The organism is Segetibacter sp. 3557_3 (assembly GCF_004354985.1).
GTDB lineage: Bacteria > Bacteroidota > Bacteroidia > Chitinophagales > Chitinophagaceae > Segetibacter.
Window position 1 is genome coordinate 558,120 of record NZ_SMSK01000001.1, and the last position, 13,358, is coordinate 571,477.

12 protein-coding genes are annotated in these 13,358 nt (G+C 45.2%); 2 read left to right on the forward strand and 10 right to left on the reverse strand.

The features are described from left to right. The first annotated feature begins 119 nt into the window (after nt 1–119). Complete coding sequence (locus tag EXU57_RS01875) at nt 120–920, forward strand: menaquinone biosynthetic enzyme MqnA/MqnD family protein (protein WP_243745477.1); 801 nt, start codon at nt 120–122, stop codon at nt 918–920. A 15-nt stretch (nt 921–935) separates the two neighbouring features. On the opposite strand, the gene EXU57_RS01880 is transcribed toward EXU57_RS01875, so the two are convergent. The 4 genes from EXU57_RS01880 to EXU57_RS01895 form a co-directional block, all read right to left on the reverse strand. Continuing rightward, a complete protein-coding gene (locus EXU57_RS01880; RefSeq protein WP_133266459.1) occupies nt 936–1,853 on the reverse strand; it encodes a glycosyltransferase family 2 protein in 918 nt (305 codons plus the stop codon). Beyond that, a complete protein-coding gene (locus tag EXU57_RS01885) occupies nt 1,850–3,055 on the reverse strand; it encodes a glycosyltransferase family 4 protein (RefSeq protein ID WP_133266460.1) in 1,206 nt (401 codons plus the stop codon). The genes EXU57_RS01880 and EXU57_RS01885 overlap by 4 nt, the downstream gene beginning before the upstream one ends. Continuing rightward, a complete protein-coding gene (locus EXU57_RS01890; protein WP_133266461.1) occupies nt 3,052–3,870 on the reverse strand; it encodes a glycosyltransferase family 2 protein in 819 nt (272 codons plus the stop codon). The genes EXU57_RS01885 and EXU57_RS01890 overlap by 4 nt, the downstream gene beginning before the upstream one ends. 375 nt (nt 3,871–4,245) lie before the next feature. Further along, on the reverse strand, nt 4,246–6,741 hold the full coding sequence (locus EXU57_RS01895) for a YfhO family protein (RefSeq protein WP_133266462.1): 2,496 nt from the start codon (nt 6,739–6,741) through the stop codon (nt 4,246–4,248). 334 nt (nt 6,742–7,075) lie between these two features. On the opposite strand from EXU57_RS01895, the gene EXU57_RS01900 reads away from it, so the two are divergent. Next, nucleotides 7,076–7,885: a queuosine precursor transporter gene (locus EXU57_RS01900; RefSeq protein ID WP_133266463.1), complete on the forward strand. Its 810-nt coding sequence runs from the start codon at nt 7,076–7,078 to the stop codon at nt 7,883–7,885. On the opposite strand, the gene EXU57_RS01905 is transcribed toward EXU57_RS01900, so the two are convergent. The 6 genes from EXU57_RS01905 to EXU57_RS01930 form a co-directional block, all read right to left on the reverse strand. Continuing rightward, entirely contained in the window at nt 7,842–8,384 is a 543-nt protein-coding gene (locus EXU57_RS01905) for an NUDIX domain-containing protein (protein WP_133266464.1), read from the reverse strand. The genes EXU57_RS01900 and EXU57_RS01905 overlap by 44 nt on opposite strands. A 253-nt stretch (nt 8,385–8,637) precedes the next feature. After that, on the reverse strand, nt 8,638–9,687 hold the full coding sequence (locus EXU57_RS01910) for an RluA family pseudouridine synthase (protein WP_133266465.1): 1,050 nt from the start codon (nt 9,685–9,687) through the stop codon (nt 8,638–8,640). Between the two features lie 63 nt (nt 9,688–9,750). Continuing rightward, nucleotides 9,751–10,566, reverse strand: a complete 816-nt coding sequence (panB, locus tag EXU57_RS01915; RefSeq protein ID WP_133266466.1) for a 3-methyl-2-oxobutanoate hydroxymethyltransferase — start codon at nt 10,564–10,566, stop codon at nt 9,751–9,753. An 87-nt stretch (nt 10,567–10,653) separates the two neighbouring features. After that, on the reverse strand, nt 10,654–11,553 hold the full coding sequence (locus EXU57_RS01920; RefSeq protein WP_133266467.1) for an exopolyphosphatase: 900 nt from the start codon (nt 11,551–11,553) through the stop codon (nt 10,654–10,656). A gap of 208 nt (nt 11,554–11,761) precedes the next feature. Beyond that, nucleotides 11,762–12,865, reverse strand: coding sequence for a nitronate monooxygenase (locus EXU57_RS01925; protein WP_317130021.1), 1,104 nt, complete (start codon nt 12,863–12,865; stop codon nt 11,762–11,764). 7 nt (nt 12,866–12,872) lie between these two features. Beyond that, on the reverse strand, nt 12,873–13,328 hold the full coding sequence (locus EXU57_RS01930; protein WP_133266469.1) for a DinB family protein: 456 nt from the start codon (nt 13,326–13,328) through the stop codon (nt 12,873–12,875). Nucleotides 13,329–13,358: the final 30 nt, after the last annotated feature.

Sequence of the window (13,358 nt, forward strand, 5' to 3'; positions counted from 1 at the left end):
ACCTCTTACTTAAAAAGGGCGTTGCAACAACAGGCCCTGAGTAGTTTTGCTAAATGTTTCTGAACGACAGCAATGTTTAACACCAGGGTTACAACCGGGATGATTAAAAACGATTTTCTTTGCACCCAAATTTAGGAGAATTGAAGAATAGCATAAGGGTTGGGGCGGTTAGTTACCTGAACACAAGGCCATTGGTTTATGGGTTTAAGCATGGTTTCTCAATGCCGGATATGCAACTCGTTGAAGATTACCCTGCGAATGTAGCTGCTATGCTGTTGCACGATAAAATCGATATTGGCCTGGTACCTGTAGCCATTATACCCTTTCTGCCGGAACACTACATTGTTTCTGATTATTGCATTGGGGCAGAAGGACCGGTTGGATCGGTTTGCCTGTTTAGTGATGTGCCGGTTCAACAGGTTAAATCGGTTTTACTCGACTACCAGAGCAGAACCTCGGTAGCGCTGGCAAGAATACTCATCCGCGAATACTGGAACATCAGCCCCGAACTTATCGATGCCCGTGAAGATTTCAGAACACATATTAAAGGAACAACAGCAGGAGTTGTAATTGGCGACCGGGCATTTGAACAAAGAAAGCAGTCAGGCTTTATTTATGATTTGGCCGAAGCATGGCTCGATCTAACCGGGCAGCCCTTTGTTTTTGCCGCCTGGGTTGCGAATAAAAAAATTCCGACTGACTTTATCGACAGGTTCAATGCGGCGAATCGTTTCGGGTTGGCAAACATTGACGCTGTAGTGGCGGAAAACCCGTACAATCTTTACGACCTGACAACCTATTTTACCAGGAATATCAGCTACGAACTTACCCCTGCAAAAAGGCTCGGACTTAAACTGTTCCTTGATAAAATTGAAACTATCAAACCCGTTACACCCCTCGAGTCGGCATCACTTGTTTAAGCCGCTTGTTGGATGCTAATACCATAATCTTGCACCAACTTCCCGCAGGTATCTTATTGCTGGCGCCTTCAAAGGTGTTCGCCGTTCTGTTCGCGGCACTTGCAGTACCAACTTCCAGCCTCGTAGCCATCCTGCCGGATCAAGCCCAACCTTGCGTAGGTATTCAAAAGACCACATGATCGCAGTAGAGTAGAAGTATCTCTTCGGCAAGTAACGCCAGGCAACTTTTGTCTTATTAACCCACATCATACGCTGCTTATCCGACTTTGGCTTTCTTCCAAGCGGGCTCTCTTTATGCAGCATTACTATACTGCTGTCATAGCGTATACAATATCCTTTTTCAATAATCCGGTAACTGAGATCATACTCTTCCATGCCATAGAAAAACGCTGCAGGCAGATCGCCGACTTCGTTTAGTACGCTTCGTTTAATGGCATGTGCACCTCCCGCAAAATAATAGGTGAAAAAATCAGGCAGGTCTTTATACCTTTCGAAGTTTTTGTGTGGAAGCGCATTCTTTTGCATTTCAAGGGTGTCGTAATACAACACTTTAAACGAAACTATTGCTACAGGCCGGGCCTCAAAACCCTTCTGATCAAATGCAGTAAGTACATTTTCGAGTGCGTCGGCATTTTGCAGCACAGCATCATCATCCAGGAAAATCACGATTTCGCCCTGGGCAAACTTCAAAGCATAATTGCGGCCCTTTGTAACACCCAGATTTTCGTTTGCATCGATGAATTTAAACGGTATCCCGGGTGTCTCGCTGATGTAAGCCTTCACAACACCATAATCGTCTGCCGAAGCATTATTAACAACGATCACGTCCTGCAGCAACTCAGCAGCACGATTTAAGGAACTTACATTTTTAAGTAACTCGAGTGTATCGTGCACCCTGTTATAAGTGATGATGATGAAGCTTATTGGTTTCAATCGGAATTTCTTAGTTGTTCAAAGATCATCTTGTACGCCTGGTTAAATTTGTCTATACCAAAATTTGCAACGGCATATGCCTCATTTGCTTCACCCATCTGCCGCACCAAAGATCGTTGCTCGCAAAGTGAAGCAACAAACTCGACCCCTTCGGCTAAAATTCGATCTTCGTCTGCGACGCTGGAAAACAAAAAACCATTTACACCATGTTTAACGTGCACAGGCAAATCGCCTACCGGTGTTGCCAATATCACACATGCCCGCGCCATGGCTTCTTCTACCACCATTGGAAAACCTTCTGTATCGGATGTTACAATCAACATATGTGTCCGCGAATAAACTTGTTCTATCTCGTCCTGGTTCGATTTATGCCCAAGGAAATTACAATAGCTTTTTAAATCATCCGGAATTGCATTTTCAACATCGCCCATGAACGATATACGTACCTGCCGTTTTTGCAGCAAACAACCTTTTGCAATGGCAGCTACAAGGTGCACCCGCTTTTCGGCTGTACCACGACCAACATACAACAGTTCCAACATACCACTGTAATCTTTCGCCACCTTGCCGATTGGCAGAGGCACACCGTTTACAACGTGTTTAATCCGGTTTGCATAGTGCTCCGGAACACCAATGGACCGGTACTGTTGCAGGTGGTCCTGCACCCGAACTTTGCTGATCATCACCGTTTGCGCATAAAACGGAATAAATGGTAACCTGATCCAAGAAAAGGTATTGAAAGAATGGATAAGTTCGACCTGTGGTACGGTGCTATTTACCCATGGTGAAATCTTGTATCCTAAATTACATTGCCCGTTAAAGACAACTGGCTTTAGTTGTTGCCTGTTGATGTAAGCCGTAATGATCCCGCGGTATATAAGGTTCAGTACATATAAGATTTTGCTATCGGTAAACCGCGATATGTCCCTCACAACACAACCCGATTGCACAAAGTCGTTGTAAAATGTTTTGTCCTGCGACTTCCGCGTAAAATAAATGAGGCAGTTTTTATTGCCCAGCGCCTGGGTTACCAGAGCATGCACCTTTTCGGCACCACCGGTATGGTAGAAGGGAAAAAAAAAGAAGGTTTCATAATCCCTACCCAGCGGCTTCAATGTGGCAATCAGTCGTCCGATCAGGATAAACGGGAATATAAAAACGCCCTCAATACGTCGCTTAACAAGGTATAATGGAAACTTCACGATTTCACAGCGTTTTTAAGGTCTTTGGCCATACCCATTGCACCATCGTATAAGGTTGTTAACAGCACCTTGTTTTCGAAAGCACCCCATTGCTTTAGGCTAAACCGGTGTTTCAAAAAGTTGCGCTTACACCTGAATTGTTTTATAAACGGGTTGCTTTTGCGAAGTATACTCCCGGTTATCGATGTCTCGTGAACCCTGTATAATAAAAGGGGTTCAGTAATTTTTTCTATGACAAAGCCATCTGCAAGTAGTCTCAACCACAAGTCATAATCTTCTGCGTGTAACTGCCCGGGGCGGTATCTATACTGCTTTGCCACATTTGATCTGATCATCACCGATGGATGTGCGATACAATTTTCCCATGCCATTCCTTGTTTGATCTTCTCCCTTGTAGTGTTGTCACGGTCAGCGTTCCAAATACCCGCTGGCTTGCCGCTGTCGTTAATAAAATTAACCGTACTTGCTACTACTGCAACCTCGGGCCTGCTTTCAAAATAACGTAACTGCTTTTCTAAACGGGTCGGCAAACAAATATCATCCGCATCCATCCTGGCAATATACCGGCCATTTGCTTTTGATAAGCCGTAATTAAGCGTATATATCAAGCCACGATTTTTGTCATTTTCCAGGTATACAATCCTCGGATCCGTGTATGCATTAATCAGTTGTTTCGTATCGTCGGTAGAACCGTCGTTTATAATTATCAATTCGAATCCTGCAAAGGTTTGTTGCAGTATGCTGTCGATCGCCTCCCGCAGGTATTTTTCCGAATTATAAGCAGGCATGATAATGCTGATGGTCGGCGGGGGCATGCTGCAATTTAATGGATTTCAACGTTTGTCAAGTCCCCTGCACAGGAACCATCAACGACGATCCGGGATGACAATCAAGTTCTGTAAAGGCATTTTTTGGTGACCATCGGTATAGCAGGATGTTACATCGTTGCCACGCTCGCTTGTACTGCAGATTCATTACTCAGCCGGGTTCCCACAAACCATAAAGCAAGCAAGCTGTAAAGGCTGTAATGATGGAAATGTTAATACGCCGCCTCAGCCAAACAGGGCTTTCCAATGGATAACTTTCCGGTAGCCAACTAACCTATTTTATCAAACTAACCTGGTTTTGGTGCCTTTACACCGGCTTATGCAAAAATTGCCTATATAAATTTTAAACTCCCGGGCGGAGTTTTATTTTACCTGCACGTCAGCTTTTCTTTGTTTTACGTCAAAGTAAATCGCGGCAAGCAATAACAAAAGCATTAAAATAGATGCTATCGTAGTAAGCGTCCATCCAATCGCATGGCTCCGTGGCTCGAACTTAAATACAATGGTATGTTCTCCTGCAGGTACCATCATACCCCTGAGTACATAGTTTACTTTTGCATAGTCCACTTTCTTATCATCTACATAAACGTTCCAGCCTTTATCGTAATAAATCTCACTAAATACAGCCGGTTGTTCTGTGGCGCTTTTGCTTTTATAAGTTACGATATCATTTTCGTTTTTAACCAACGTAATGGTAGCTGAAGTATCGGGCGTAAAAACGGTCTTAATCCTGTCGGCAAACGTCTTGTTTATTACTGCCGAGTCACGCGTGTCCAGGTTATCCAAGGCCGAGATTTCCTCCTGCGGTGTATTTACAACCCGTATACCTTTCACAAACCAGGCAGCACCAAGAGCGCCCGGATTGAGCTGAACTTGCGGACTCTGCCGCTCGCCGTAGATGATATACTTTGTGTTCAACATATTGATTACAGGCTGGCAGTTGGGGAACTTGTACAACTGCTTTTCAATAAGGTCCTGGTAGATGCTCAGCTTTGCAGGGTGGTATCCTCCGATAGATTTATGAAAGTAGGAGGGAAGGGCACCATGATTGAACGCATTGCCGATGTCGCCACCGGCTACATCCAACACCCGGTAATAACTTTTATCTTGTAAAATCTGGAGGTCTGCAGGAGAAGGCGTAAAGGTGCCCTCATATTCTTCCCTTTCCTGGTAATTGTCTGCATTCAGGTATTTTACATCTATTGCCATAAGGTCAATGAACGACATCAAGCCAATCACCACCAACGCAATGGCGGGCTTAAATACCTTCCGCTGAAAAAGCCACAGCGCTCCCGCCGCAATGGCGATAAAGAAAAATGAACGCATGATGTCGCCCATGAACAAACCCTGGCGGTCTTCACGCAGGCCATTTACAAACGAACGAACCTGCGGCTCGATGGCCGCTTTTTGAGCGGGATCAGGAATCTGCGCAATCTGTGCCAGCATATTTTGATCTACCTGTCCGCTATAATCGAGGCTAAAGTAAACGGCTAGCAATACAACAAAAACACCGCCGGTTGCAATAAGTCCTTTTTTCAGGTCCTTCAATAATGCGGCGCTATCGGTATAGCCAAACAATAATTTTTGAAGTGTAAGTATAGCCATCATACCCAGGAGCAGGGTAGGTACAACGATGATCATACCGGGTGCCCTGAACTTATTGTACATCGGCAGCACCTGGTACAGAAAAGTATTAAAGCCTTCGAAAAAACTTCCCCAGCTCATCATAATTGTGAGAACAACGGTTGCCAGGATCCACCATTTATACCGGTTGTCGAGAATTACGAAGCCCATGATAGCAAGAAAACAGATGATTGCTCCTGCATACGGCGGACCTGAGTTATGGGCCTCGCCCCAGTAGAACCTCAATGCCCCCTGGAGATTTTGCGCAAGTTCCTGCGGCATACTCTGCAGCGCTTCCACAGCCTTACTCTTGTCTTCGGCAACCTCCATGTGGTTACCGCTGCCACCAAAGATTCGCGGGGTCATAAGCGCGAAAAATTCGGTTTTGTTCATGCTATAACTAAATGCATAGTCTTTACTCAAGCCCTCTTTACCAATGTTACTTTTAGCGTCAGCAAGTTCACTGCCTCCCCGTATGGTTTCCTGGGTGTACTCGTAGTTTGGAAAAATTACTACAGCGTTTGACAGGGTTCCAATAAGACCTGCAGCCAATGTAACACCACCCGCAACCACCAGATGACGCAGCTGTTTTGTTCGAACACAGTAAACGATAAACCCGATTGTCATCATCACTGCGATGATTAGACCGTAATAAGTTATCTGGTAGTGATTTTGACTAATGAGAGCACCCGAGAATAATGCCGTGGCGGCTGCCCCCCACCAGTATCGTTTGTCGTAGATCAGCACAATTGAGGCGATAAAGCCTGGCAGCAGCGCAATGGACAGCATCTTGGTGTCGTGTCCTTCCGCTACGATAATGGGGTTATATGTTGCATATGCATAGCAGAGCGCACCAATAACACCAACCCAGGTATTTACCCTGAGCACTTGCGATAAAAAATAAAAGCACACACATGCAAGAAAAAAGAACTGAAAAGGTTTTGGTAAGAACAATGATAGTGCCTGTGCAAAGTAATAGGGCAGTTGATTATTCGAACGTGTAGCAATCAGGTATCCGGGCATTCCACTAAACATTCCGTTGGTCCAAAGTGGGCTTTCTCCATGAACTTCTTTATAGTTATAAATGTCTTTACTCATTGCTTTCCATTGCGTAATATCGCTCTGTTGCAATACCTTGCCCTGCATAGCCGGTTTACAGTAAACAAGCGCCACCACCAGGAAAATACCAATTGCAATTGCATGTGGGACAATCCTTTTCCAGTCGAAATTCTTCATGTTGTTACTTTATGGAGTTGGCAAAATAATGCTATTTTACACGAAATTATTCCATGCGTTGGCTTTTATTTATGGCCCGTGTTGCATTCATCTGCAACATTTTTTTTGTTTTGTGCCTTCTTCTTCGGCACACCGAAATGCCACTTTCACAAGCCCTCAATGGATTTATAATCATCGTTGGCTGGATCATGTCGGTGATCATAAATATTGTGCTGCACAGCGCCATTTTGTTTTTTAACCTGCGAAAACAACCAATAGGTTTACCCCAGTGGCTAACTGTTGTAAACGTCTTTTTTCTCTTATTTCAACTAGCTTATTTCATATTTTCTGATTGATGATACACAACATTCTTAAAGACAGGCCAACCAAATTGTTTATTGCCATGGCGGCTTTTTTTGTCGCCAATGCACTTATTGCAGAATGTATAGGTGGCAAAATCTTTTCGCTGGAGAAAGTGTTTGGCGTGCAACCCGCCAACTTCACCATCTTCGGCCAATCCGGATTATCGTTCAATCTCACCTGTGGCGTGCTCTTGTGGCCCCTTGAGTTCATTATGACCGACATCGTAAATGAATATTATGGTCCCAGGGCTGTAAGGCGTATTTCATATACCGCCGTGATTTTAATCGCTTATGCTTTTATCATGTTCTACCTCGCAATCAGCATTCCTCCTGCCGACTTTTGGATCGGAAGTGGCGCTACTGACGGCGTTCCTGATATGCGCAACGCTTTTAACGTTGTATTTGGCCAGGGCATGTGGATCATATTCGGCAGCCTGGCGGCATTTCTGATCAGCCAGGTTGTTGATGTAACCGTTTTTCATAAAATAAAAAAATACACCGGCGAGAAAAAGATATGGCTTCGCGCAACAGGTTCCACGCTCATATCTCAGCTTATCGACAGCTTCATCGTACTCTTTATTGCCTTCAAAATTGGAAAAGGGTGGAGCTGGCAACTTGTGCTGGCAATCTGCCTCGTAAACTATACGTACAAGTTTGCAATGGCAATCCTGTTAACGCCATTGATCTACCTGGCGCAAAAACGAATTGAGAAGTATGTTGGAAAAGAAACGGCTATACAAATGAAAAGGGCGGCAATGGCTACTCCTGGCGCGGGAGCCGATAATATTGTTGCAGCAGGATAACCACGTGTTTGTCGATGGGCAACGATACACATTCAGGCTTTATCTCTGACAGCGGTATCCACCTGAACACTTCGCTTTCGCCTTTTGGATCAGCAACCTGGTGGGGCTCGAAATCGAAAACTGCCGTCTTCGTAGCAAGGTTTCCCGCGTTTGGGGCCTCTACAAAGTAGTATATGCTTATAATCTGGTCTTTGTGGTTAAATGCCGAAATCTGGAAAAAGTCGGTAGTATATAAATGATCCCTTACTACAACCTCGAGACCAGTTTCCTCCATAAACTCACGTCTCAGGCAGTCGCGCGTTCCTTCTCCAAACTCAAGACCTCCGCCAGGGAACTTGGTGAAGTAGTTACCCCGGATGTATTCATCACTCACCAGTAATTGATCATTCCACACAAGAAGTCCATACACCCTGATGTTGAAACGCTGAGGGATATCGCTATTGGATATATTTGGTCCTGGTATTCCCGTAAACGCAAGAGTTTGATCATTTTCTTCCATATGGTGGAATTCGTGTTAAGCAAAATAATATACCGGTGTTGTTTTGTGATATGAACAGTTCCGGCCGCTGATACCTCTGATCATGGAAGTTATTCAGTACAAGAGTGCGACGCCCCCGTCCGAATGGCTTCAGCCGGGCTGACGTCCGACTGGCGCAGCGGGCGGGCAACGATGTACTATAGCATTCCTGAAGTTGGGTTCAAAGAAAGACGTCGGCTAAAACCGCAAAAGCACCATCAAAGATCGTTCTTTGTTATTCTTTCATTTTTGTACTAACGTACTTTCGCCACTTTTCTATAACCTGCTCCATATCATTTGGAACAAGAGATTCGAAGAAGAGGTTTTCACCGGTACGGGGGTGAGCAAAACCCAGTGTTCTTGCGTGTAGCGCCTGCCTTGGACAGAGCTCCAGGCAATTGTCAACAAATTGCTTGTACTTGGTGAAAATTGTGCCTTTAAGTATTCTGTCGCCACCATAGGTGGTATCGCCAAAAAGGGTGTGCCCAATGAGTTTCATATGAACACGTATCTGGTGGGTCCGGCCGGTTTCAAGTACGCACTCTACAAGTGTAACATAATTGAAACGTTCAAGTACTTTGTAATGCGTGATGGCCTCTTTGCCATGTTCTCCATCGGGATAAGCTTCAAATAACTTTCTAAAGCGCTGGTTCCTGCCTACATGGGCAACGATAGTGCCCTCATCCTGTTCCATATCGCCCCAGGCAAGCGCGAGATACTTTCTTTGTACGGTATGGTGAAAAAATTGTTTCGCCAGGTGGGCCGCCGCTTGCGAATTTTTACCCATTACGAGGAGACCACTGGTATTTTTATCAATCCTATGCACCAATCCAAACCTGGGTAACACCTTCTCATCGATGTTCGGATTCTGCTGCTGCAGATACCATGAAATCCCGTTTAAGAGCGTGCCGCTATAATTGCCACTACCCGGGTGAACAACCATGCCCGCGGGCTTATTGATGACCATTACATCATCATCTTCATACACAAACTCCAATGGCATTTCCTCCGGAACTACATCCAGGCTTTCGGGAGACTGATCGGTATAAACAATGATCTCGTCGAACGCTTTAATCTTGTGATTACTTTTAACAGGCTTTCCATTTACGGTCACGAGCCCTGCTTCAATGGCGTGTTGTATTTTGTTCCGGGTTGCGTTTTCAATCCGGTTCATTAAGAACTTATCTATGCGGTAAGGTTCCTGTCCTTTGTCGGTACGAATGACTTTCTTTTCAAAAAGTTCATCGCTGCTTTCTTCGTCAACAGGTATGTTTTCTTCGGTCATGTTTTAATTATACGCTGGCAGCTGGGGTTTAATCAATGGTATTTAAATGCATTCCCTCCTCCATCAATACTGTTCCTGTTCATTAGGAAACTGGCTCTCCTTTACGTCGGAAATATATTGCCGCACCGCACCTGTTACCTGGTCAGCCATATTAAGATAAGTTCGTAAAAAGCGCGGTTTAAATTCGGTATTGATGCCGAGCAGATCATGCATCACCAATACCTGCCCATCGCAATGCATGCCCGCCCCGATACCTATTGTCGGGATGGTCAATTTTTCGGTTACTTCCAGGGCAAGCATTGCCGGAATTTTTTCTAACACAGTGGCAAAACATCCTGCCTCCTGCAACACCCGGGCGTCTTCGCGAAGCTTGTTTGCTTCGGTTTCCTCTTTCGCACGCACAGTATAGGTACCAAACTTATATATCGACTGGGGGGTTAATCCGAGATGGCCCATCACCGGAATGCCGGCCCTTACAATTTTGCTGATGCTCTCTGCCACCTCTTCTCCGCCCTCTAGTTTTATGGCATGTGCACCGGTTTCTTTCATGATGCGAATGGCGGACGCAAGAGCGATTTCGCTGTTGGACTGGTAAGAACCAAATGGGAGATCAACGACAACGAGGCAACGATTTACCCCGCGAAGAACGGAAGATGCATGATAGATCATTTGCTCCAGCGTAATCGGAAGGGTGGTATCGTAACCAGCCATAACGTTACTCGCACTGTCGCCTACCAGGATAACATCGATGCCGGCCTCATCGAACAGGCGGGCAAAAGAATAATCATAGGCAGTGATCATCGAAATTTTTTCACCTTTTGCTTTCAGCCGTTGTAAGGTATTCGTGGTTACTTTCTTTATTTCTTTGTGCGTTGACATTTTCTGGGTTTGTTGGTAATACGAAATGAATTTGGTATACAACCGGGCCAGCGAAGATAGTTGCGGGTCACGAACCGGCGATATCGATTATTTCTTTGATCCCTCCGGCCGTTTCAGTTGGGCATATAGGTGTTGTACCAGCCCGTCGGCTAAACCAATTTTGGGCACATAGATTTCGTCGGTATCTGCCCACCGCATAACGTTGATATATATCTGAAGTGCCGGCACAAGCACATCAGCACGGTCTTCCCTTAGTTTATACAATGATATCCGCTCTTTCAGTGGTACCGCAGCCAGTTCTTTATGGTAGTCCCTTAACAGTTCAAGGTTCAGGGGTTTTCCATCCTTTCTTTTGCTCATCGAAAACACTTTATTGATGTTTCCGCCTGTTCCTATTGCGGCAATTTTCTTGTAACCACGGGTTTGATTCTTGATAACTTCTTTCATCTCATTCCAGTGACTATCAGTCACCATGTTCTTCAGCAACCTGATGGTTCCGATATTGAACGATTTTTTAAAGATGAGTACGCCATCACAGAAAAAGGTAAGCTCAGTGCTGCCACCACCCACATCGATGTAGAGATAACTGTGGTCGGTATCCATATTTTCTGCGATGTGATTTTCATAAATTAAGGAAGCTTCGAAGTCGCCCGTTATAACTTCTATGGTAATGCCTGTTTCCGTTTTCACTTTTGTGATAATCTCCTGGCTGTTTGCCGCATCGCGCATAGCACTCGTTGCGCAAGCAATCATCGTATCCACTTCGTAAACGTTCATAAGGTAGTGATAAGCCTTCATCGTTTGAAGCACCATGCGCGTACGATTTGGCGAAATCGTGCCCGTTTCAAATACATCAAAACCCAGGCGTAAGGGAACCCTCACAAGGTTAAGCTTGTTGAATTCAGGCTTACCATTGTTGTCTTCGACAACTTCGGTAATCAGCAGGCGTGCAGCATTGCTGCCAATATCTATTGCGGCTAATTTCACGTTAACTTGAGGTTTTGTTGAAAAGGTAATTATTAGTTGCTAATGCCTGCACTTTGTTTTCCCTTTTCACGGGTTCACTAATATTGGACCTACTGTACGGCAGTGGTTCAAGTACCAGGTGCAACACTGCTGTACGAATGGTGAGTATTACATGCAATAATCGTCGCTCCTGTTTTTGTGCATCTATTGGCATCGCTGAGCGGCAGGCTTATCGCGGCTCAAGGCCAGCTTCGTCAACCAGTTTTTTAAAGATCCGGGCAGCAGGCAGCTGTTTGGATCTGGACGCTGACTGGCCCGCCCAAATCGGGAAAAAAGAGGTGTCTTCATTTTTTTGTGCCTCGAGTCGTAGTGGGTTAGTTAGATTCATTTGAAAAGGGTAGGGGGGCATCGGCATGCCTGAGGTTTCCAGTGCTGACACAAATTCGTTTCGTATTCCTCTAGCCCACCTGCCCGTAAATGTATTGGTTACAACGGTGTCTATATCCCTGGAACTTAAGATGGCTTTTTTGTGTGCATCGCCTGCAAGACTTTCATTGCTGGTAAGGAATGCACTGCCCAACTGTACTGCAGAAGCTCCAAGGGCAAATGCAGCCTTGATTCCTCTTCCGTCGCTTATGCCACCTGCAGCAATAACCGGGAGTTTTACGGTATCAACAACCATTGGGATGAGCGACATTGAACCGATAAGCGGAAGGTTAGCTGCATGAAGAAAAGTTCCTCTATGCCCACCTGCCTCCACACCCTGGGCAACAATCACGTCAATACCGTTTTGCTCGAGAATAGCGGCCTCGAGGGAGCATGTTGCCGTTCCGATCAGCAACGTTTTTTCCTGCTTAAGACGATCAACAAACTCCTTGTTGGGCACCCCGAAAGTAAAGCTTACTATGCCGACTTTTTCGGTTACCAATACATCAAGGAGATCAGTATAGTGGTTGAATGGTGCCGGTGCAACGGGCCTGTTGTATTTAATGTTGTATTGCCTGGTCAAACGTTCCAGGAATAGGCCCATTTCGTCAATCATGCGTTGGTCTGCATCCGGCAAATCGTAAACAAAGAGGTTTACGGCGAAAGGCTTTTTTGTCAGCTCCCTGGTCTTCCGGATGAGTTCCCGACTAAAAGCAGGGCTGAGTCCGCCAACCGGTAAAGAGCCAAGCCCACCGGCATTTGAAATTGCGGCGACCATGTCAGGAGTGGTTACACCGAGCATCGGTGCCTGTATTACCGGGTACCTGATGTTAAGCTTATGTGTAAACTCGTTCACGTTAGACATAATAAAAGGGACAACCGTAAAGCTGTAGGTTATACAAATTATTTCACCTTTAAACCAGGTGCCTTAGCGCCATTACATAACCAAAGTGGAGGCCTTCGTGGAAAACCAGGAACTGTAACGTCTCATCAATATTTGCCAGCGGCACACCGTAACGGGTAGTCCAGGGTATATAGTTTTTAAACAGGTTATTGTTGTAGTCCCGCTCCAGCACGTCAAGTGACGAGAGAAAAGTTTCTTTTGTCTGCTGAAACTCATTCGCATCAATATAACGTTCAGGTCTTGTATCAGGTTTATACTCCATGAAAAAGGACTCGGGAATAATAAGCGGTACACCGGCCCGCTTATAACAAACACCCTGCTGGCTGGCGATCATATGCGAAACATTCCATACGATGTTGTTGTTAAACCCCGAGGGCGTATCGTTAAGCTGGTCCATTGAAAGATCTTCCAATATACTGAGCAGATGCCTGCGTGTATGTCGAAGCATATCGATGCATGTATTCATAATCGGGAATTTGGAAATTAGAAAATTAGG